We start from the raw sequence: 18,772 nt of genomic DNA, 5'->3' as shown, positions 1-18,772 counted from the left end.
GTGTAGTCGAGCTTTTCGCTGGCATCTTCACCGATGCGCTTGAGGGCGCAGCCGCATTGGCAATGGCTGTTGTCCGGTTCGTGGTGGATCAGCGTACGAGGAAACTGCGCTGGCAGCGGCGCACGCTTGGGTTGCTGACGCACTTTGGCCGCAGTCGGCGTTGATTGCAGTGCCTCAAGTTCAGCTTCGATAGCCGCGATGTCGGTGTCGATCAGGTCATCGAGCAAGCTAGCTTGAGCAGGGCTTAGTTGTTCGCTGCGCTTGGCAAACTTGAAGCGCTTGAGCAGCGCGATCTCATGGGTCAGTTTCTCGTTGACTGTTTTGTGATGGTGGATTTGTTTGTCCATCGTCTCGACGCGCTGCATCAACTGCGCGGCCAGAGCACGCAGTTGTTCAGGGTTCAGTTGGTCGAGATTCGGGGCGGAAGTCATGCCGCTGATTTTGCCAGAGCAGGCAATCTGCACGGCTTGCGCTGTGCGATCGAAAAAGCGGTACCCCATGAAGAAGGCAGTCGACACTTTGATGACTACGTCGAAGCGGTGAACTGGGCGCAGGATTTTGCCAGGCAGAACCGTGCACTGATGATGCAAGCGGTGATTCAGGCGACACGGCAGGTGATCAGGAAACCGTTCGACGTTGCCCTGGAGGCGGTGAACTGCCACCACAATTACGTGCAGAAAGAGCGGCACTTTGGCCAGGAGATCTTGGTCACCCGAAAAGGCGCGGTGTCGGCGAAGAAAGGCGAGCTGGGAATTATCCCGGGATCAATGGGCGCAAAGAGCTTCATCGTTCGTGGGCTCGGCAACGAGGAATCCTTTTGCTCGTGCAGCCATGGTGCCGGTCGCACCATGAGCCGCACTAAAGCAAAAACCCTGTTCACCGTCGACGATCAGATCCGCGCCACCGCCCATGTGGAGTGCCGCAAGGACGCCGCCGTCATCGATGAAATACCGATGGCCTATAAGGACATCGACCTGGTCATGCACGCCCAGCGCGAGCTGGTGGAAGTGATTCACACCTTGCGTCAGGTGGTGTGCGTCAAAGGTTAGGTAAAACGTCGTTGGTTCGATGTTACTTGTACTTGATCACAATCCCTTTGAGTTTCCGGCCTTCGATGGTTTGCACGTCGCGAGCCCACAACGGTCCGTTGACGTAGGCACCCACCGCCTGGATATGGTCATAGACCACCACAACGGCATCGCCACCGAGTTTTGCAGCCTCGTCCCGCAGTTTTTCTTCTACCTCGGTAATCGGTGGGGCGGGATCGACGCTGGCGTCGATCAGGATTTCACCCAATCGAACATGCGGGCGCTGGGGTTCGGTGCGCAGCACGACGACTTCGCTGGGCAGCGTCGGTGCGGGATGCTCAACACCGACATAGGCGGTGGTCTGGGCATCGACGGTCGCGCAGCCGCTGAGTGCGAGTAGGGTGGCGGTGAGCCCGCCAGCCAACAGTGAAAGTTTGATTCGGGTGGACAAGGACACGTGATGGGCTGGCATAGGGCATTCCTTCGGACAATCCGCTGCTATTCGGGGACAGTTCGTTGACGGTAGCAGAGGGGCCGGCAGTTGCCAGAAAGCCCAGCCTTTTCAGGTTGGGCTTTTTCATGCATTAAACGTTGTTTACTGATCCTTTTCGCAGTTGATCATCCACGACACACCGAAGCGGTCGACCAGCATGCCAAATCTTGCAGCCCAGAAAGTCTGTTCCAGAGGCATTTGCACTGTGCCATCTTCCGATAACGCCGAGAACACCCGTTCTGCCTCGGCAATGCTGTCGACATTCAGCGAAATCGAACAGCCGCTCATATCATCAGTGGGGCGGTCAGGTGTTGTATCGGAACCCATGATCGCCTGATCGCCCACGGTCAGGCGCGTATGGATGATCAGGTTGTGCAGGTCCGCTGGCACGTGCTCGCGAGCGGGCGTTTCACCGAACGTCAGCATGGCTTCGATGTTGCCGTTGAGGCTTTCGGCATAGAAGGTGAAAGCGGCTTTGCAGTCGCCGTTGAAGATAAGGTAGGGATTGATTTTCATGATCCGGCTCCCAGGTCGTTGTAGGGACACATCGGATTGGACGCTTCGTTGCGTAGCGAATTCCGATGACCTTGACCCGGCAAGCAAAGCGCTAAATCGCGACGGCAGCTTCGGTTTTTTTAGATGTTTTCTCGATAGATGAAGCAAGGCTTATTGCCTCGACTGCGCGTCGTGGTGCCAGCAGGCGCTCAATGGCGCCGCTTACCATGCTTTCCAGCAGCTCATCGTGCTCGCTCTCATCCAGAGAGTGCGGGGTCAGCCAGCTAGGCGCGCTATTGAGTAGTGCGGCAATCGCATGCCCGGCCGCCAAGTGGCCTGGTTCGCTGAACCGGGAGCGGGCTCCGAGCATCACCAGCAACTTGCGTTCGTATTGCTCGCGCAAGTGTTGAACTCGTGCTTGTTGGTCCTCATTCAGGCAACCGCAGTCGCGTTCTACCAGGCGAAAATGCCAAGGCATATCGCGATGCAGATTCAGGTGCGCACGAATGAGGTTGTTGAGGCGGTCGCGTTTGGCCGGAGCCTTCTTTTCGATACGCCCCAGCGTCGCCAACAGCTCTTCGTAGAACTCTTCGATCAAGTCCAGCAGCAAGTGCTGTTTGCTCGGGTAATGGTGATACAATGAGCCCGGGGAAAGCCCCAGGCACGTCGCGAGCTCACGCATGCCGACCTGACCGAAACCCTTGCTGGCAAACAGCTCCAGCACCTTGTCCCGGTACTCGGCGAAACGCGAGCAACGCTCAGGCATAGGCATGGAAGCCACGCCCCGTTTTGCGACCCAGGTAACCGGCGGCAACCATTTCCTTGAGCAGTGGCGCCGGGCGGTATTTGCTGTCGTTGAAGCCGTCGTAGAAGGCTTCCATGATCGCCAGCAAGGTGTCGAGACCGATCAGGTCGGCGAGGGCCAGCGGGCCGATCGGCTGGTTGCAGCCCAGGCGCATGCCGGCGTCGATGTCTTCGGCGCTGGCCAGGCCTTCCTGAAGCACCAGCACCGCTTCGTTGATCATCGGCACCAGAATCCGGTTGACGACGAACCCAGGGCGGTTGCCGGCAGTGATCGCGGTTTTGCCCAGTGTCGCAGCCATGTCCAGTGCCAGGGCGTGGGTGGCGTCGCTGGTTTGCAGGCCACGGATGACTTCGATCAGGCCCATCACCGGCACCGGATTGAAGAAGTGCAGACCGATGAAACGCTCAGGCTCGCTGACGCTGGCGGCGAGTTGAGTGATCGACAGCGACGAGGTGTTGGAGGCGATCACGCACTCGGCGCTGACCTGTGCGGCGATCTGTTGCAGCACCCGCAGTTTCAGGTCCAGGTTTTCGGTAGCGGCTTCGATCACCAGTTGCGCATTTTGCAGGCTGCTGTAATCGGTGCTGGTGCGGATCTTGTCGAGGGCGACGAGCTTTTGCTCTGTCGTCAGCGTCTCTTTGGCGATCTGCCGATCGAGGTTTTTGCCAACGGTCGCGACGGCTTTTTGCAACGCGCCCTCGGAGATGTCGATCAGGGTCACGTTGAAACCGGCCAGGGCACACACTTGCGCAATGCCATTGCCCATGGTGCCAGCGCCGATCACGCCAATGTTTTGCAGATTCATCTTGCGGTCCTTCCGATCAAACCTCGCGATACCTTGGCCGCCGTGGCAGCCGAAGGCGTACTATTGCCGCGAGTCTAGAGTGGGCAGGGCGGTTGTCCTATGCCGAAACTGTTCAACGGCGCTGGTGTTTTTTGCCATTTCGGATACTGGGGAGCGAAGCGTTCACATGCGGGAAAAGGACTCGGTGGCCGCCTACTTCGTGCAGGCAATGATCCACGGGATGGGGGATGATCCGCAGCGCGTGCGGGCGGTGCTTGAACAGGCAGGCGTCGATGCGGCGGTGATGCAGCAACCCACGGCGCGGGTGCCGGCCAGTGCGTTTGCGGCGTTGTGGCTGATTCAAATTCGCGAGTTGAACGACGAATTCTTCGGGCTGGATTCCCACGGCATGCCGCCTGGCGCTTTCGCCCTGATTTGCCGCGCATTGATCCAGGAACCGGATCTGCACAAAGCCATGCGCCAGTGCCTGGTCAACTTCGGCCTGTTCCTGCGTGACTATCGCGGCACGCTGACCGTGCGCGGCAAACGGGCGATCATCAGTCTGGAAACCCATTCAACGGATACCGATGCCAGCCGTTTTGGCGAAGAAACGTTTTTGGTGTTGATGATCAGTTTGCTGTGTTGGCTGGGTGGCCGGCGCATCCCCATCGACCGCGCGGATTTTCGCCACGAGCGTCTGTCACTCAGTGATGACCGATTGCTCTGGGGACCCAATCTGACCTTCGGTGCCGAGCGCACTGAAATCGAGTTCGCCAGCCATTACCTGCGCCTGCCGGTGGTTCAGGATCTGGCGTCGCTGAAAGTGTTCCTGCGCACCGCACCGCAATGGCTGGTGATCCGCTTCCGCAATCAGCATGGCCTGGCATCGCAGGTGCATCAGCGCTTGCGCAGCAGCCATTACAGCAACTGGCCGACCTTGCAGGCCTTCGCCCTTGAACAACACCTGAGCCCCAGTACCTTCCGCCGAAAACTCGAGCGCGAAGGTTGTTCCTATCAAGAGATCAAGGACGAAGTGCGACGGGCCGTGGCGTTCGAGCAATTGCGAGAAAGCCGGGCGAGCATCAGCGACATCGCCGAGCAACTCGGTTTTCAGGAGCCGAGCGCGTTTCATCGAGCGTTCAAGAAATGGACCGGGGAGAGTCCAGGGAGGTATCGGGCGAGGTATCAGGAGTAGATGGCGTGGGATTCAGGCTAAGTGTTTGTCTGAATTTTCGCTGATGTTTGCACGCAAAAATCCCGAGTTGAATCCAGACATTTTTTGTGACGACAGCTCCGTGACAACCGATGGAATGGTTCGTCCTGGTGAGGTATTTATTTGTACCGCGTCGCAGCTTTCAATGGATTGAAAACGTGCATGGATGATTTGATCAAGGAAGTGATTCCCTTACTTCAGTATTTGATTCCGGGTTTTTTGGCCGCCTGGATCTTTTATTCCCTGACCGCCTTCAAGCGTCCTGACACCTTCGGACAAATAGTCCAGGCGCTGATTTTTACCTTTGTGATTCAGTCGCTGGTTGCCGGGTTGGGAGCGCTAATGCTAGTGATAGGGGGAACAGTTTTTTTCGCTCGGCTTGTGGGACAAAAAATCAGAGGCCTTGTGGTCAGCGGTGATCGCGGTGTTGCTGGGTTTTGTTTCCTGCCATGTTGCAAGCAGCGACAAGCTTCATTCGCTCCTCAGGAAGCTGAAAATCACCACGCAAACTTCATACCCTTGCGAGTGGTACAGTGCTTTTTCGTCAAGGCCCAGATTCGTCGTGCTGCATTTGCTCGATGACAAACGACTCTATGGCTGGCCAATTGAATGGCCATCCGCGCCCACAAGAGGGCAGTTCGTAATCGAAAACCCAAGTTGGCTCGATAGCGAAGGCGAGGAGTCTCAAACCGGGGCTGAAGTTATTGTTATCGATGCTTCAAACGTTCAATGGGTCGAATTTACGCAAAAGGAATGATGATCATGACAAGTAAAGCACCTCAAGAAATGCCGCCTTGTTACAGGCCGGGCACCCCTGGCGCCTCTGGGCGCCCTCGGCCACCCTCTGGGCCTCCTCCATCAAAAAAAGAATCTGAATGGTTGCGTCGGCGCGACAGGTAGATATGCCCGCGGTTTTCAGTCGGTTCACCACGCTTCTCGACCAATCCCGTCGCGCCCTGCTGCTCGTCTGGGGCACCTCGCGCGGTTTGTTTCTCGGCCTGGTGCTGGCAACGCTGATTGCCGGGGTGCTGCCGGCGCTGGCGGCATGGTTGGGCCAGCGCATTGTCGATGCCGTGGTGTTTGCCATGCAGCTGCACGCGCAGCAGGGCAGTGCGCCGTTGTGGCCGGTGGTGCGTTACGTGTTGTTCGAAGCCGGGGTGCTGGCGTTGCTGTCTGGCACCCAACGTGCGCTGTCGGTCCAGCAGTCGCTGTTGCGGGTGCAGTTGGGGCAGAAGGTCAACACGATGATTCTGGAAAAGGCCCAGACGTTGTCGCTGGTGCAATTCGAGAATTCCGAGTTCTACGACAAGTTGGTGCGGGTGCGCCGTGAAGCCTCGACCCGACCGCTGGCGTTGGTGATGAAGTCGCTGGGGCTGATTCAGAACCTGATCGTGCTGATCAGCTTCGGCGTATTGCTGGTGCACTTTTCGCCGTGGGCGCTGGTGCTTTTAGTGGTGGGGGCGTTGCCGGTGTTTTTCGCCGAAGCGCATTTTTCCGGGGATGCCTTCCGCTTGTTTACCCGTCGCGCCCCGGAAAGTCGGCAGCAGACATACATCGAGACGTTGTTGTCCCACGAGGCCTACATCAAAGAGGTCAAGCTGTTCGGTTTCGCGCCGCTGTTGTTGAAACGCTACCGCGAAACGTTCGCCCGGCTCTATGCCGAAGACCGGCGACTGACCCTGCGCCGGGACAGTTGGGGATTCGTTCTTGGCCTGTTGGGCACTAGTGCATTTTACCTGGCCTATGCCTGGGTGGTGGTCGATACGGTTCACGGCAGCATCACGCTCGGTCAAATGACCATGTACCTGGTGCTGTTCAAGCAGGGGCAAACGGCGGTGAGCAGCAGCCTGAGCGCGATCAGTGGTCTCTATGAAGATGGCCTCTATCTGTCCAGCCTGTATGAATATTTGGCCGAACCCGTGGTGACCGATACCGGTCATCTCACCGTCGGTGCAGTGCCCGGCGACGGTTTGCGTTTCGAGAACGTCGGTTTCCGTTATCCGGGTGCCAACCGCGCTGCACTTGAAGGCATCGATCTGCATCTTGTGCCGGGCCACAGCGTGGCACTGGTGGGCGAAAACGGCTCGGGCAAGACTACGTTGATCAAGTTGCTGACCCGTCTGTACCGTCCCGATCAGGGGCGCATCCTGCTGGATGGCAGCGATTTGCAGAGCTGGGAGGAGGACGCGTTGCGTCGGCGTATCGGCGTGATTTTCCAGGATTACATTCGTTACCAGTTTTCCGTCGGCGAGAACATCGGCGTGGGTGACACCCTGGCGTTCAACGATGAACAACGCTGGCACGAGGCCGCCGCCGAGGGCATGGCTGCACCTTTTATCGAGCGTCTGGATCGCGGCTATGCCACGCAGTTGGGGCGCTGGTTTGCCGGTGGGCAGGAGCTGTCTGGCGGGCAGTGGCAGAAGATCGCGTTATCCCGCGCGTACATGCGGCGCGACGCGGATATCCTGATCCTGGACGAACCGACTTCGGCACTCGATCCAGCGGCGGAAGCGGCGGTGTTCGAGCATTTCAGCCAGCACACCCAAGACCGCATGACCTTGCTGATTTCCCATCGTTTTTCCAGTGTGCGCAACGCCGATCACATTATCGTGCTGGACCAAGGCGCAATCCTGGAGCGCGGCGATCATGCCAGTCTGGTCGCGGCGGGTGGGCGCTACGCGCAGCTGTTTGACCTGCAGGCGCGCGGTTATCGATAAGCCTCAGGAGTCCTGACTGCCCCGAGAGCCCGTCGGCCCGGCGATCTGCGGTTTGGCTCGCATCAAGCCCTCGATGGCCTGGCGATATTGAGAGCCACCCAGGCTCATGCTGTTGTTATGTGAAAGAAATTCGGCAACAGCATGATTTCAAAGGTCTTTAAGCAAGCTGTGGATTTTCTTGTACCACTTTCGTACCAATCATCACGTTTTCGAGCTTGTCGAGCTCCGTCCAATCCGTCGTTGAATCGAGCCACTTTGTGTAGGTGGTCAACAGCATTTGCACACTGTGGCCGAGTTGACGCGCGATGAAGGCGGGATTCATTCCTGCCATCAGGCACATCGTCGCGTAGGTGTGTCGGCAGTTGTACTGCCGGCGCGTCCTCATTCCCAGGGCGCGGGTTGCTTTGGCGAATTGGAAGTTCGTGGTGTTGGGTTTGGCAATGAATCCAGCGACGCCGGTGGGCGAGAACACATGGTCGGAAGGGCGAACAGGTCGATGCCCCTTCACTGCACGCGCTACGCGCCGTGCTGTCAGCTCCTCCATTTTCTCCAGTGCGTGCAGCGCTCGACTGTTGAGCATCACCGCGCGTGTGTTCCGGGTCTTGGTACGCTCCTCAATTTTCCCGTCAACGACGATCCGGCAAATGTGGGCAATCCGTTTGTTGCGGTCTACTTCGTCCCAGCGCAAGCCAGCGATTTCGCCCGTGCGCATTCCGGTGTAGAACGCGAACTCGAAATAGGGGGCGTACATCTGCAACCGCGGGTTGGTGAAGTTGGCGTACATCCATTCGATGATGGCGTCAGCTTCTTGCGCCGAAAAGGGGTCGACGACCTTCTTGTTTTTGGCGGGTTTCTCAATAGACGCAGTCGGACTGCGCTCTATCAATTCATCGGTCACGGCGGTCTTGAAAAGGCTGCCAAGCACTGAGATTGCGGACCGCTTGATCGAAGTGGTTTTCCACGGTGTGGCGCTGATGATTTTGCGCAGCGTCATCGAGGTGATCCGATCGAGGGGTTCGCGTGCCAGCGCTGGCATCCAGTACAGGTTGAACATCGAGAGGTAGTTGCATCGAGTGCCGCGCACAATCTCGCGGCTATCGATCCATGCTTGGGCGTACTCACCGAACAGGGGGCAGAGGTTGGTAGTCGTGTAGCTGGAGCTGGGGAACAGCTCGGCGTACTTCTCGTCGGAGAGCATGCCGAGTTTGGCCAGCTGGACTACCTGAGCTCTAAGACCGGCTGCGGCTTGGATGCCCTGCGGGGTTTGCGGGAAGGCGAGGGTTTCGCAGCAGCGGCGCTTGTCCCGCATGAATCGAATGCGGACGCTTTCTCCAACGAATTCAACTCCCGTCGGGAGCCCATCAGTTTTTCTCGTGGCCACAGGCTTTCCATCCATGCGTTATATCGCTTAATGCTGTAGGTGATTCGGCCATCGATAGTGGCGTATACCCCGGCGGGGATGATCCCGCGCTGTCGTTTGGTCTCCAGTGCCCGGCTGCCTTCGGGATAGCCGATCAGGCGTGACATCTGGTCTTCGAGAACGAAGTCATGCTCGACCACGAGCATTTCGATTGTGTTCATTTCACTGGCTTCCTGATCAATTGCCACCCGTTACACACGGAGCAGTGTAGTAGGCCAACACTCTGGAAGAAGACCGCACCGGTGTTCTGAAGCTTGTGATCGCAGGTGCATTCTTTGGGGCAGGGCTCGCCTGAGAATGACTCCACCGCTTCACGCAGCTGCATGACGCGCCTCCTGACGACGCTTATCGCCGGCCTTGGTGAAATACAGGCGGTAGAGGTCAGGATGCTCCAGGGCAAAGGCCGAGATACGGCGGGCGGAAGCCACGTGTGCGGACTGTGCCAGGCGCAGTTTTTCTTGTAGGGCATCCACGTCGACGACCACAGGGGTCGGTTCGGCTTTAGCCGTGCGGGTGAAGAAGCGATTGAGAGGGAAGAGGATTTTCATATCAAATACTCGCAATGCGTGTTTATGGAGGCGAAAGAAAGCCCGGCGTGACCCGGGCTGACTTCTAATGCGGGTTAAACTACTTCACGCTTCTGTCGTGCCACTTTAGGGCGTTCCACGCTGATGATCGGGTCAAGCAACTCGATGTCAGAGAGGTTCGTTTCAAGGAACTCTTTCGAGTCCAGGCCCCGAGTGATTGCAACGCCGCGTTCCAAGTCCGTGGTGACGTAGATGCGAATCGCATGGAGGTCAGTGTCCCCCACGCGATACTTCATGAAGACTTCGTCCCCCGAGACTGGTTCTTCATCCTGGCTCACGATCAGGGTCGAGCCTTTACGTGCAAAAGGTTCGGAACCGTCGATGTCTACAGCTACTGCGTAAAGCTTCATATCCATTGTTGTCGCGATCTCGATGCCAGCGTGTCGCCCCGGCGGTGCGCCTGACAGGTTTGCCAGTATATGGATACGGACTAAACGCATGTCTGTCGGGGTGATACTGATGCCGGCGAGATCCGGGTTAATTTCTTCGGGTTTGACACCAAGCACCCGCGCGAAGCGGATAATGGCATCAGTGTTGAGGGCGATGAGACCGTTCAGGTACTGCGTCACCACCCCTTGACCCGCAAAACCCAGATACTCCGCCAGGTCCGCTTGTGTTGTTTTTGTGGCTTCTTTATAAGCGAGCCATTTCGATTTCAGCCGAGCTGCATTATCCAAATCGTGCGGCGTGATCGTTCTGCGTGGGGTAGCCATCCGGTAGTACCTTATTCAATCTTCAATTAAGTATTTACTTAATGTGGAGAGAATATAAGCCACAATCGCCGGAGTCTCAACCGCATTGCGTTTAAAAATACAGGCAGTCATCGGTTTGTTCCAATCCCCATCAGTAAGAATCAGAGCACCGTCGGGGCTGCCCACTATAACAGATACTGTACGTCCGTCCAGTAGTCTTCCGTTCAGCCATTCCTTTTGCAACTCACTGAGGCCGAACTGCACCACGGTGTCGGGGCGTTTGGGTAGCGCCTTAAGGTACTTGTACTCGATCCACATGTCGCCGCCCATTAGCCGAGAGTAGTAGGCGTCGGCTACCCCGCCCTGGTAGTTGTCGTTGATCTTCCAGACGTACACATCGATGGGGAGTTTTTTGTGGATGCTGCGAATGAAACTGTGTTCGTTCATGAGGGGGCCACGCATGGGGTTCATGGGTAAAGCCGGGGGCTTTCCGATGAACCCCGCATCCTGCGGGGTCACTGCATCGCTACATTAATGCTGGGTAGCGCTGGAGCCGATCAGGCCTTGGTAGGCCTCTTTCGCCGTGGCGTACAGGTCTTCACCCGCCCAGCCAGCGAAGTCGACCTTGATGTTCTGGTACGGCTGGCCTTGGCGGTTCTTCTCACCGACGCTGGACAGGGTCCAGACCGAAGCGAAGCGATCCGCACGTGGGTCTTTCAAGCGGATCTGACTGTTCCACTCCTTCGACACCTTCATCTTCGAGCCGGACATGTAGATCAACACTGGCTGATCGGGCAGACCGTTGTCGTCGAGCAGCATGCACTTGTGGATGGCGGTTTCCGACACGTCGTACTGATCGCGTGGCAGGTTTTGCGCATCCAGGTGAGCCAGGGCTTCCGCCTCATGGTTGAACGAGCCTTCGAAGCCGCCACCGAACTTGCGCTTCTTGAACACTTGCCACTTGATTTCGAAGTGCAGGTTGAGCACGAAGCAGTGGTTGTACAGCTCGCTCGACAGGCTGTTGAACATCTGGCCGAGCTTGGCGCCTTCGATGAACTTGGCGTTGCTTGGGTCCAGCTGTGGGGAGAGTTGTTGCAGGACATCCAGTCGTGGGATGGTCATGTCGTCGGATGACACGTTCTCATTACCGGCACCGGTACCTTGCTGCAAGTGAGCGGGCAGGGTGTCAGCGGCGAGGAAGCCCAAAACGGATTTGGTGGTTTCTACTGCGGCTACGTCTTTGGCCATGGTGGCTGTTCTCTCTATTTAGTCAGGCCCGAAGCGGGCAATTGGAGCGCCCCGTTGCGAAGTGCTCGGGGGCAGTGTAAACGCATTGCGTGTATTGTGAAGCGACAGATCAGGCGGATTTGCGCATGTTCAAACTGCGCTTGGTGAACGGCACTACGCCCGGGAGTGAGTCACCGCTGTCGAGGATTTCCTTGTAAGGGGCGTTCGACAGACGCCGTTGCAACAGGTAGAAGGCGTCGTTTTTCTTTATATAGGCGTGCACGGCGTCCCAGTCCTCGACGTTGCCGACGATCTGGCTGCTGATCGAGAAGGTCAGCTTGCCTACGGCGAAGCGATCGAGGCCCATTTCATCGGCGATCTCGATGATGTCGGTTTCGTTGCCGGCGAGTGCGGCATCGATGTCCTTGACCTGGGCTTCCAGCGCGCGCTTTTGTTCACGCAGGGTGTCGCGGGTGGTGGCCAGATCGTCCAGGCGTTGTTTGGTGGTTGTGGTCATGGGTAGGTCTCCTGAAAGCGGCTAAGTTCGGCCTCGACCCAGTTCCAATACGGCAGGGAGGTGCCGCTTTTGTAGTGGGCGTAGGCCGTGAAGTACGGGTGACCCCGGTCCTGCTTGTATTTGGGGTCGTATTTGGTCTGGAGCTGAGAGACGTCCAGTGCGAAGTCAGCTGGATCGATGACCGGGGCTTTTTCGACTGTCGCTTCCATTTACGCCTCCAGGCTGTGCAGCAGGGCTTGCACACCTGCGATGGAGTCGCGCGTCGCATCGAGGTCGAGTTGGGCAGTGCGGACCACGGCTTCGCGGGATTCCAGCAGCTTGTCGAGTTTGTTGTTCGCGGCTTTGAAGACGCGACCGGCTTCGTCGAAACCGGTACCGCCGTTGGCAAGCGTTTCGGTCACGCGTTGCTTGGCGGTGGACACCGCGATGGTCTGGTCAGCCAATTGCTCGTCGAGCAGCATCACCTTGGCCAGCGACTTGCTCACCAGCTTGGCGGCCAGCAGCAGGCGGTCGGACGGGGCGAGAACCACAGCAGTGGTTGTAGCGTCGGTGTCGATTTCGGTAGCGTTTTCGGTGTTCAGGGTCAGATCGTTCATATCAGGTGCTCCAGGATTTAAGGTTAGGGTGTGGGGTTGCCACGGTAATCGCATTGCGTGTTATGTCAAGCAGCTTGAAGCCCGACGAGCATGCCCATCAGCTCATCCATGCGGCCTACTTTGCCATTGAGTTTCTCGTACACCTGTTCCTCGGCAGTGCCGGCGGCGGCAATGCAGATGGTCTCGGTGCGTTGGGTCTGACCGGCGCGGTAGATCCGGTGGTTGAACTGGACGAAGTGCTCGGCGTTGTAGGTCGGGCTCGGCCAGATAGTGGCAGTGCCGTTGGTGAGGGTCAGGCCGTGGCCGGCGCTTTGCGGATGGGCAAAGATCACCTTGATCTGGCCTGCTTGATAGCGGTTGACCGCAATCTCACGGTCGATCAGCTTGGTCTCGCCGTCAATCACCGCGTAGGTAATGCCAAGGGCTTCGGCCGCCGCGACCAGTGCTTCCTTCTGGTGTTTCCAGAGGAAAGCCACCACCGATTGATCGCGCTGCATCACCAGCTCCATCGCCAGATCGGTGCGGCTGGTGTCGAACACCTGATAACCGCCTTGCCCGTCGTAGACTGCGCCGGAGCACAGCTGCAATAGTTTCTGGGTCTTGGCACTGGCGTGTACGGCGGTGATGCGGCTGCCGCTGGCGTGTTCCAGCACCGCTTCGCGCTGGAGCTGACGGTACTGGCCCATGAGCTTTTTCGGGATGTCGACCAGCATCGTCGTCTGCACATGCTCGGGCATGTCGAGGCAGTCTTCGAGCTTCACCCGGAAGGTGATGTCCTTCAGGCGGTCGGCGATAATCGTCGGGGCGAATGGCTTGTCCACCCACTCGACGTACTGTCCGCCGGGGCCGGTGGCCTTTGGCTCGCAGACTTGCGAGCGGTAGCCCCAGAACTGTTTGCCAAGGCGCTCGCCGTCGTCGCAGAGGAACATCGGGTGCCAGATGTCACAGGCTCCGTTGCTGTTCATCGTGCCGGAGAGCAGCCAGCGGAATTCGAAGAACTTGCGCATCGTGGCCAGGGCTTTGCTGCGCTGACTGGTGCGGTTCTTGAACGCCGGGAATTCGTCGACACACAAGGCCCAGCGGCCGGTGAACTTGATGTCCTTCAACCACTTCACGCTGTCGTGGTTGGTGATATAGATGTCGGCTTGCGTGGCAGGCCACATCGCGGTGGCCTTGTCCTTGGCAGTGGCGACTGACACTTCCAGGTGCGGGGCGAATTTGTGGCAGTCAGCCGACCAGCTTGGGCGCAGGATCGACAACGGGGCCAACACCAGCATGTGATCGATCAGCCCGGCTTCCTTGAGGCGTGAAAAGGCCTCGATGGTGCTGCGGGTCTTGCCGGTGCCAGGGTCGGAGCCATCGAGCATCCGTGGGTTGGCCACCTTAAAGGCGGCGTTGGCTTCTTGGTGAGCAAAGAGTGGCGGGATCATGTCGCCTCCTTCGGGGCCATTTCGATGTGGACGCCGGCGGCTTCGAGCTGGGCAATGAACTTGTCCAGCCGGCGTTGGGCGTGCATCTGCGCGGTTTCAACGGTCATGAAGCCGCCGATGATGGTGCCGGTTGGCACCTGATGGTCGTTCCATACTTGGGTGAGCAGCTGGACGGCGACCACCAGGTCGCCGGGGATGTTGTTAGGGTCGATCACAGCATCGTCCCCAGCTCGGTGCGTAGGGCGCTCGCCTCGGTACGCACGCTGCGGTTCAGGGCCGCATCGGCGGTGAACTTGTCCGGGTAGCGCGCTTGCAGCTTGGCGATGTTGCCGGCCAGCAGCTCGTCGAGGGTGCGATCGCTCTTGGCCTCGGCAATGGCCTGAATCCGTACGACCATCGAGGACAGCAGGTAGCGCAGGCGGGTGGCGTCCAGCGGTGCGCCGTAGGCGAAGGACTTCTTCACCAAGGAAATGAATTCGCCCACGGTCTCGGCCAGCACCGGCAGCTGTGGGTTGAAACGACTGAAGCGCTCCAGGCTCTCGAACGGATCGCAGTTCAGTTCCTTGGCGGCCAAGGCGATGAACCAGCACAGGTCGCCCAGCTCCTCGACGGCATTCAGCCAGGAGCTGGCGGTGTGGTATTCGTGGTGCTCATCGGCCAAGCCCAGCGCGGCGTGCAGCAGGTCGGCGGAAACAAGGCCGTGGGTGCCGACAACAGTGCTGTTGGTGCGCATGGCGAGCGAAAGGTAAGTGCTTTGCATAGTGGGGGTCTCAGTCAATGAAGCCGGCAACGGCTGCGGAGTTGATGAAAGGGGTGTCGCCTTCGCCCAGATCGAAGATCCAGTTGCGCAGGGCGTGGTACAGGTTGCTGGCCTCTTTGGATAACGCGGGCTGGCCAGCCTCGTGGAACTTCCACGCCAGTCGGTTGATGGCGATCAGCGTGCAGGCGGCGCCGAACGACTTGGCGTCCATGGCGAGGTTTTCGTAGTAGTTCTCGCAGGCCACCGGATAAGTGGCCTGATCGAGCGGATACCAGAAGCCGAGGGTGTCGTTGTCGTTGGTGGTGAAGGCCCAGCTGCCACCCCGGTACTCGTCGGAGTTTTTGCCAGCGGTGTGGAAGACGTAGCCTTCCGCCGCTATTGCGAGCGTTCGGAAGATTCCGTTGGTGGCGTCACACATCGCGTCGCTGTCGTTCGGGGTGAACGTTTTCATGATCAGATTCCCTCGTAGCTGTATTTGCAGGCCGGCTCGTCGAAGCCTTCCTGGACGTTTTTGTGCGCACACCAACGGCAGGCGCTGAAGCTCGGCTTGGGCGCGAAGTCAGTGCAGGTGGTCATCTTGTCGGCACGCTCGGTGAGCATCGGCTGGAGCAGCTCGGCCTGTTTGCGGGTGTAGCTGCCGATCAGTTCGTCACTCTTGTCGAGGTAGGCGAACTTGACGTTGACGAATTGCAGGTTGGGATAGCGGTGGAATGCACCGATGGCGTAGCCCATGCCCTGTTGGTTGTGCTTGAGTTCGTTGCCGAACTTGCGGCCGGTCTTCCAGTCGATGATGTCGGCACTGGTGTCCGACTCATGCCACAGGGCATCGAGCTTCATCCGTGCCCAGCAGTCCTTGTCGGTCCAGCCGGTGGTTGTCCAGTTGCGGTCGTAGGCCCAGTCGCCTTCAACTTCCACCCGACCCTCGATGAACTCGTCGCGCAACAGGTCGATCAGCTTGATGAAGCCGTTCATTTCCTTGATGACGTCGGCGTGTTCGCCTTGGATGTAGCCTTCGATGTGGTTGTGCACTTGGGTGCCGCGATCCGCTGCCGGGCCGCTGGGCGTTGGCATCTTCATGACTTTGCCCAGGTACACGGCATGCGGGCAGTTCTCGAACTCGAACAGCCGGCTCATCGACCACTGCCCGACCGGGCCGAGTGGTGCGGTGCGTAGATCAACGATCGACTGGCGCTCGACTTGCAGGCGCTGATTGATCGCTTGCGGGTTGAAGGCCAAGGTGTCCGGGACATGGACCGCAGGTGCAGGCTTCTCGACGCGCGAAGCGCCGAAAGCCGCGGGGTTAAACGCGACTTTTTCGGTCATGTCAGTCCACCTCGATCCAGCAGGAATCGTCTTCCTGATTCAGCGGGTTGCCCGGATGGGTGCAGCAGCCACACGGTGGGTTGAGGTGGCAAGAGCAGCCACCGTAATCGCGGCGGTACCGCTCGTAGTCGTCGCGCTCGTCCTGCGCTTCTTCCGTCAGTTGGCGTTCCATGGTGAATTCCTTAATGGTGAGTGGGCGTGGCGAACTGTTCATGCGCGGGGGTGTTCTGCGGACCAATCACGTCCTGGATCTCGTCAGCGCTGAGTTCGCTGGAGTACCAGGTGGTGGTGATGCAGGGAGTGCGTTCGCCGCCGACGCGCACGCGCTCGACGTGCAGGTCGTTGCGTCCGAGCAGCAGGGTGAGTTTCTTCTGGCTCATCTTGTTGGCCTGGATGTCGCCGAGGGCTAGGTACACAGTGAGCAGGTCGCTGATCGGCACCCGGCACGGGCCTTGGCCGATCTGTTTGGCCCAGTGCTTGATGTACTTCTGTGCGGTGGTGATCTGCGTTGAGCGGGTCAGGTCGTTGGCAATATCGAGGTCGAGTACATCGAGGAAGTAATCGAATTCGCCGTGCTTGGCAGCCATGCAGAAGCGCTCGTTGTATTGCATCGCCGAGCGTTTCATCGTGGCTTTGGCTTGGTTCTCGATGCAGGTCTTGGCGCTGTTTTCACAGGCGGCGTAGGACATCAGGAACCCGGCGAAGGTACCGATTTCATCGTCGATGCGACCCAACTGGGCAGTGATTTCCGGCCAGATGGAACGCAAGGGGAGCAACTGCGGTGGAGCGATATTGAAGCGCCGGTCACCTTCTTCGATTCGGATCACGTCCAGATGGTTGGAGAAGAAGATGTAGTTGGTGTAGTTCGCCACTTCAGCCGTGTCGGTGCGCATGGCGCGGATGTTGGAAGTGGCCCCGGTGATTTCGTCCTTGAGCTTGTTGAGCAGCTTGCCGCTCTGCGCCGAGTCGTTGAGGCGGAACTCGTCGTAGACCAGAAACAGCGTCTGTTGCAGGTAGGCGTTGAACTGCTCCTCCAGGTGATCGAGGCGCTTGCGCGTGGCGTAAGCGGCGCCGATCAGCGGGCGCAGGATGCGCTCGAAGAAAATGCCCTTACCGGTGCCCGGGACGCCGCTGAAGATCCAAGCGGTCATGGCTTTCTCGCGCGTCTGGATGGTGTAGGCCAACCAGTTGACGAACCATTCGAACTCGGTCTCGGCACTGCCACAGATGTGGAACAGCACGCGGTGGATGGCCGGGCACAACTGACGCAGAGCAGCTTGCGCCTCACCAATCTTGCGACCGGCGTAGGCGGGCATGACGGGCGGCGGGTTGCGCAGCAGGTCGGTGGCCTGGAACTGGTTGAGGCGCTGGTTATCCCAGTCGATCACCGTCGTCGACTGTGGGTTGAACTCGATGTCCCAGTTGGGGATCGGGTCGGGCATCGGCATGCCGTAACCGGCGCACCAGTCGGCGATGTTCTGCTTCTGGATCTTGTTGCAACGAAGCAGGCGATCGTCGCGTGGGTTGTACTCAACGGCGTAGTGCTGGTCGGTGGCCTGGTCGCGGAAGGCCAAAGGGCGAGGGTCGCTGACTTCGCGGATCTGCGTCTTGAATTTCTCGCAGTACCAGTTGTAGGTCTCCTCGTTGGCCCGACGCAGCTCGAACGGTGGCTCGCCCTTGAAGTTGTAGATGATCTCGGGGTTGCCGATCGGGTTCCAGTAGGCGTTGCTGTCGCCGCCGTTGATGTTCCAGTAGGCGTGGGTGTCGGTGTGCCGGGTCAGGACCAATTGCATCTGGTCCGGATTGGTCAGCACTTGCAGGGTTTCCCCGTTCACCACCATGCGGCGGTAGTTGGGGGTCATCTTCTTCAGGCCGGCGGTTTTACGCAGGTCATTGAGCAGGCGCTCGGCGTGCTGCTGGATCACGCTCGGCACGGTGTCGAGCAGCAGCGGCTGGATGTCGCAGGTCCATTGCTCGCCATCGATCACCGCCCAGCGGTCAGCAGGGGTGGCGAACGGATCACTGACGCCGCGCAATTCAGGCGGGGCGATGTAGACGATCTGGGCGTTGCGCGAGACCACCGGATCGCAGACCCACTTCACGGAAATGCCCGAGCGGTTGAGCTTGGTCTGACCGCGGAACGATTCGATGCCGAAGTTCAAGCCGGTCAGCCAGTGGCTGAGCTGGCTCGGTGGCACCGGCTTGTCGAGCAGGAAGAACAGGTGCAGGCCGATGACGCCACCCGGCTTGTGGCCGGTGGATGCAGAGGCGTTGGCAATGCACGCGGTGGTGTTCAGCGGCGCTGGAAGCAGGGCACGCACGGCACGGGCAGTGGCGGCGAGATCCGCAGTGGTAACGTTGGCCGGCAGCAGGACCTCGGGGATGTAGTCATCGAGGTCGATCACCAGCAGATTGGTTGGGGCGTTGGTGTCGGTTTGCCCCCGGCGCGGTTCGTTGATCAGCGCAGTCTTGAGAATTCCTTTGATCAGTGCGTGGCCGCGTAGGGCGTGGGCCTGAAAGTGCTCGAAAGCTTCGCGCACACCGTCCTCGTTGGGGGCGAGGTAGTGAGTGTGGCTGGTGAAGACGCGGGCTTTCGGGTACGGAGTTGAGCCATCCTGGGAAATCACCTTGGCGAGTCGCAGTCCTGGCGCGGGCTCAAGGAAGGTCAGTGGAATTGTCATGGGG

The 18,772-nt window shown here is 58.9% G+C and carries 23 protein-coding genes and 3 pseudogenes; 4 read left to right on the top strand and 22 right to left on the bottom strand.

Going from position 1 to position 18,772, the window contains the following annotated elements; genetic code table 11:
* Nucleotides 1-431 (bottom strand): annotated as a pseudogene (locus tag NL64_RS06525) (IS66 family transposase); the annotation flags it as partial.
* Between NL64_RS06525 and NL64_RS06520 the strand changes: the two are divergent.
* The gene (locus NL64_RS06520) at nt 327-1,049 is read left to right on the top strand and encodes an RtcB family protein (RefSeq protein WP_437176910.1); all 723 of its coding nucleotides are present in this window, start codon (nt 327-329) and stop codon (nt 1,047-1,049) included. The pseudogene NL64_RS06525 and the gene NL64_RS06520 sit on opposite strands and share 105 nt — an antisense overlap.
* Nucleotides 1,050-1,071: 22 nt before the next feature.
* Here the strand turns inward: NL64_RS06520 and NL64_RS06515 are convergent, their stop codons facing one another.
* The 4 genes from NL64_RS06515 to NL64_RS06500 form a co-directional block, all read right to left on the bottom strand.
* On the bottom strand, nt 1,072-1,500 hold the full coding sequence (locus NL64_RS06515; RefSeq protein ID WP_034147327.1) for a hypothetical protein: 429 nt from the start codon (nt 1,498-1,500) through the stop codon (nt 1,072-1,074).
* A gap of 123 nt (nt 1,501-1,623) precedes the next feature.
* Nucleotides 1,624-2,037, bottom strand: coding sequence for a VOC family protein (locus NL64_RS06510; RefSeq protein WP_034147326.1), 414 nt, complete (start codon nt 2,035-2,037; stop codon nt 1,624-1,626).
* A gap of 91 nt (nt 2,038-2,128) precedes the next feature.
* On the bottom strand, nt 2,129-2,788 hold the full coding sequence (locus NL64_RS06505) for a TetR/AcrR family transcriptional regulator (protein ID WP_034147325.1): 660 nt from the start codon (nt 2,786-2,788) through the stop codon (nt 2,129-2,131).
* Complete coding sequence (locus NL64_RS06500; protein ID WP_034147324.1) at nt 2,775-3,626, bottom strand: 3-hydroxybutyryl-CoA dehydrogenase; 852 nt, start codon at nt 3,624-3,626, stop codon at nt 2,775-2,777. Before NL64_RS06500 ends, NL64_RS06505 begins: the two co-directional genes overlap by 14 nt.
* Before the next feature lie 166 nt (nt 3,627-3,792).
* Between NL64_RS06500 and NL64_RS06495 the strand changes: the two genes are divergently transcribed.
* The 3 genes and pseudogenes from NL64_RS06495 (at nt 3,793) to NL64_RS06485 (ending at nt 7,535) form a co-directional block, all read left to right on the top strand.
* Nucleotides 3,793-4,800, top strand: coding sequence for an AraC family transcriptional regulator (locus NL64_RS06495; protein ID WP_034147323.1), 1,008 nt, complete (start codon nt 3,793-3,795; stop codon nt 4,798-4,800).
* Nucleotides 4,801-4,980: 180 nt separating this feature from the next.
* Nucleotides 4,981-5,575: pseudogene (locus tag NL64_RS06490) on the top strand (DUF6338 family protein).
* Nucleotides 5,576-5,720: 145 nt separating this feature from the next.
* On the top strand, nt 5,721-7,535 hold the full coding sequence (locus NL64_RS06485) for an ABC transporter ATP-binding protein (protein WP_034147343.1): 1,815 nt from the start codon (nt 5,721-5,723) through the stop codon (nt 7,533-7,535).
* Nucleotides 7,536-7,538: 3 nt separating this feature from the next.
* Here the strand turns inward: NL64_RS06485 and NL64_RS30555 are convergent.
* From NL64_RS30555 to NL64_RS06410, 17 genes and pseudogenes are all read right to left on the bottom strand, one after another.
* Nucleotides 7,539-7,658, bottom strand: a pseudogene (locus NL64_RS30555) (alpha/beta hydrolase); the annotation flags it as partial.
* Between the two features lie 34 nt (nt 7,659-7,692).
* Nucleotides 7,693-8,844 carry a tyrosine-type recombinase/integrase gene (locus NL64_RS06480; RefSeq protein WP_253277061.1) on the bottom strand — a complete coding sequence of 384 codons (1,152 nt, stop codon included), beginning with the start codon at nt 8,842-8,844 and terminating at the stop codon, nt 7,693-7,695.
* Nucleotides 8,754-9,116 (bottom strand): hypothetical protein, encoded by a 363-nt coding sequence (locus NL64_RS30550; RefSeq protein WP_253277060.1) that lies wholly within the window; start codon nt 9,114-9,116, stop codon nt 8,754-8,756. Before NL64_RS30550 ends, NL64_RS06480 begins: the two co-directional genes overlap by 91 nt.
* A 150-nt stretch (nt 9,117-9,266) precedes the next feature.
* Nucleotides 9,267-9,503, bottom strand: a complete 237-nt coding sequence (locus NL64_RS06475; RefSeq protein ID WP_034147321.1) for a hypothetical protein — start codon at nt 9,501-9,503, stop codon at nt 9,267-9,269.
* A gap of 74 nt (nt 9,504-9,577) precedes the next feature.
* A complete protein-coding gene (locus NL64_RS29135) occupies nt 9,578-10,255 on the bottom strand; it encodes a helix-turn-helix domain-containing protein (protein WP_052321214.1) in 678 nt (225 codons plus the stop codon).
* A gap of 15 nt (nt 10,256-10,270) precedes the next feature.
* A complete protein-coding gene (locus NL64_RS06465; protein WP_052321213.1) occupies nt 10,271-10,705 on the bottom strand; it encodes a hypothetical protein in 435 nt (144 codons plus the stop codon).
* 60 nt (nt 10,706-10,765) lie between these two features.
* Entirely contained in the window at nt 10,766-11,482 is a 717-nt protein-coding gene (locus NL64_RS06460) for a hypothetical protein (RefSeq protein ID WP_034147320.1), read from the bottom strand.
* 109 nt (nt 11,483-11,591) lie between these two features.
* Nucleotides 11,592-11,978, bottom strand: coding sequence for a gp33 family protein (locus NL64_RS06455; protein WP_034147319.1), 387 nt, complete (start codon nt 11,976-11,978; stop codon nt 11,592-11,594).
* Nucleotides 11,975-12,187: a hypothetical protein gene (locus tag NL64_RS06450; RefSeq protein ID WP_034147318.1), complete on the bottom strand. Its 213-nt coding sequence runs from the start codon at nt 12,185-12,187 to the stop codon at nt 11,975-11,977. The genes NL64_RS06455 and NL64_RS06450 overlap by 4 nt, the downstream gene beginning before the upstream one ends.
* Nucleotides 12,188-12,574, bottom strand: coding sequence for a hypothetical protein (locus tag NL64_RS06445; RefSeq protein ID WP_034147317.1), 387 nt, complete (start codon nt 12,572-12,574; stop codon nt 12,188-12,190).
* 65 nt (nt 12,575-12,639) lie between these two features.
* Nucleotides 12,640-14,004 carry an SNF2-related protein gene (locus tag NL64_RS06440; protein ID WP_034147316.1) on the bottom strand — a complete coding sequence of 455 codons (1,365 nt, stop codon included), beginning with the start codon at nt 14,002-14,004 and terminating at the stop codon, nt 12,640-12,642.
* Nucleotides 14,001-14,219, bottom strand: coding sequence for a hypothetical protein (locus NL64_RS06435; RefSeq protein ID WP_034147315.1), 219 nt, complete (start codon nt 14,217-14,219; stop codon nt 14,001-14,003). Before NL64_RS06435 ends, NL64_RS06440 begins: the two co-directional genes overlap by 4 nt.
* Nucleotides 14,216-14,764 (bottom strand): hypothetical protein, encoded by a 549-nt coding sequence (locus NL64_RS06430; protein WP_034147314.1) that lies wholly within the window; start codon nt 14,762-14,764, stop codon nt 14,216-14,218. The genes NL64_RS06435 and NL64_RS06430 overlap by 4 nt, the downstream gene beginning before the upstream one ends.
* Nucleotides 14,765-14,774: 10 nt before the next feature.
* A complete protein-coding gene (locus NL64_RS06425) occupies nt 14,775-15,215 on the bottom strand; it encodes an antirestriction protein (RefSeq protein ID WP_034147313.1) in 441 nt (146 codons plus the stop codon).
* A gap of 2 nt (nt 15,216-15,217) precedes the next feature.
* A complete protein-coding gene (locus NL64_RS06420; protein ID WP_052321212.1) occupies nt 15,218-16,087 on the bottom strand; it encodes a PD-(D/E)XK nuclease family protein in 870 nt (289 codons plus the stop codon).
* A gap of 1 nt (nt 16,088) precedes the next feature.
* Nucleotides 16,089-16,259 (bottom strand): hypothetical protein, encoded by a 171-nt coding sequence (locus NL64_RS30350; RefSeq protein WP_172668647.1) that lies wholly within the window; start codon nt 16,257-16,259, stop codon nt 16,089-16,091.
* A 10-nt stretch (nt 16,260-16,269) separates the two neighbouring features.
* Complete coding sequence (locus NL64_RS06410; RefSeq protein ID WP_034147312.1) at nt 16,270-18,768, bottom strand: primase-helicase family protein; 2,499 nt, start codon at nt 18,766-18,768, stop codon at nt 16,270-16,272.
* Nucleotides 18,769-18,772: the final 4 nt, after the last annotated feature.

The sequence above is a fragment of the Pseudomonas fluorescens genome, from assembly GCF_000802965.1.
GTDB classification, from domain to species: Bacteria; Pseudomonadota; Gammaproteobacteria; order Pseudomonadales; family Pseudomonadaceae; genus Aquipseudomonas; species Aquipseudomonas fluorescens_A.
Note: the sequence above shows the minus strand (reverse complement) of the source record. Positions and strands in the feature narration are given on the sequence as shown.

What these genes read in the sequence shown, in the direction of transcription:
- NL64_RS06500 (WP_034147324.1), bottom strand. Translation starts at nt 3,626, where the DNA reads ATGAATCTGCAAAACATTGGCGTGATCGGCGCTGGCACCATGGGCAAT.
- NL64_RS06410 (WP_034147312.1), bottom strand. Translation starts at nt 18,768, where the DNA reads ATGACAATTCCACTGACCTTCCTTGAGCCCGCGCCAGGACTGCGACTC.
- NL64_RS06520 (WP_437176910.1), top strand. Translation starts at nt 327, where the DNA reads ATGGTGGATTTGTTTGTCCATCGTCTCGACGCGCTGCATCAACTGCGC.
- NL64_RS30550 (WP_253277060.1), bottom strand. Translation starts at nt 9,116, where the DNA reads ATGAACACAATCGAAATGCTCGTGGTCGAGCATGACTTCGTTCTCGAA.
- NL64_RS06510 (WP_034147326.1), bottom strand. Translation starts at nt 2,037, where the DNA reads ATGAAAATCAATCCCTACCTTATCTTCAACGGCGACTGCAAAGCCGCT.
- NL64_RS06475 (WP_034147321.1), bottom strand. Translation starts at nt 9,503, where the DNA reads ATGAAAATCCTCTTCCCTCTCAATCGCTTCTTCACCCGCACGGCTAAA.
- NL64_RS06450 (WP_034147318.1), bottom strand. Translation starts at nt 12,187, where the DNA reads ATGGAAGCGACAGTCGAAAAAGCCCCGGTCATCGATCCAGCTGACTTC.
- NL64_RS06445 (WP_034147317.1), bottom strand. Translation starts at nt 12,574, where the DNA reads ATGAACGATCTGACCCTGAACACCGAAAACGCTACCGAAATCGACACC.
- NL64_RS06455 (WP_034147319.1), bottom strand. Translation starts at nt 11,978, where the DNA reads ATGACCACAACCACCAAACAACGCCTGGACGATCTGGCCACCACCCGC.
- NL64_RS06480 (WP_253277061.1), bottom strand. Translation starts at nt 8,844, where the DNA reads ATGCGGGACAAGCGCCGCTGCTGCGAAACCCTCGCCTTCCCGCAAACC.
- NL64_RS06485 (WP_034147343.1), top strand. Translation starts at nt 5,721, where the DNA reads ATGCCCGCGGTTTTCAGTCGGTTCACCACGCTTCTCGACCAATCCCGT.
- NL64_RS29135 (WP_052321214.1), bottom strand. Translation starts at nt 10,255, where the DNA reads ATGGCTACCCCACGCAGAACGATCACGCCGCACGATTTGGATAATGCA.
- NL64_RS06465 (WP_052321213.1), bottom strand. Translation starts at nt 10,705, where the DNA reads ATGAACCCCATGCGTGGCCCCCTCATGAACGAACACAGTTTCATTCGC.
- NL64_RS06440 (WP_034147316.1), bottom strand. Translation starts at nt 14,004, where the DNA reads ATGATCCCGCCACTCTTTGCTCACCAAGAAGCCAACGCCGCCTTTAAG.
- NL64_RS06420 (WP_052321212.1), bottom strand. Translation starts at nt 16,087, where the DNA reads ATGACCGAAAAAGTCGCGTTTAACCCCGCGGCTTTCGGCGCTTCGCGC.
- NL64_RS06425 (WP_034147313.1), bottom strand. Translation starts at nt 15,215, where the DNA reads ATGAAAACGTTCACCCCGAACGACAGCGACGCGATGTGTGACGCCACC.
- NL64_RS06495 (WP_034147323.1), top strand. Translation starts at nt 3,793, where the DNA reads ATGCGGGAAAAGGACTCGGTGGCCGCCTACTTCGTGCAGGCAATGATC.
- NL64_RS30350 (WP_172668647.1), bottom strand. Translation starts at nt 16,259, where the DNA reads ATGGAACGCCAACTGACGGAAGAAGCGCAGGACGAGCGCGACGACTAC.
- NL64_RS06505 (WP_034147325.1), bottom strand. Translation starts at nt 2,788, where the DNA reads ATGCCTATGCCTGAGCGTTGCTCGCGTTTCGCCGAGTACCGGGACAAG.
- NL64_RS06460 (WP_034147320.1), bottom strand. Translation starts at nt 11,482, where the DNA reads ATGGCCAAAGACGTAGCCGCAGTAGAAACCACCAAATCCGTTTTGGGC.
- NL64_RS06515 (WP_034147327.1), bottom strand. Translation starts at nt 1,500, where the DNA reads ATGCCAGCCCATCACGTGTCCTTGTCCACCCGAATCAAACTTTCACTG.
- NL64_RS06430 (WP_034147314.1), bottom strand. Translation starts at nt 14,764, where the DNA reads ATGCAAAGCACTTACCTTTCGCTCGCCATGCGCACCAACAGCACTGTT.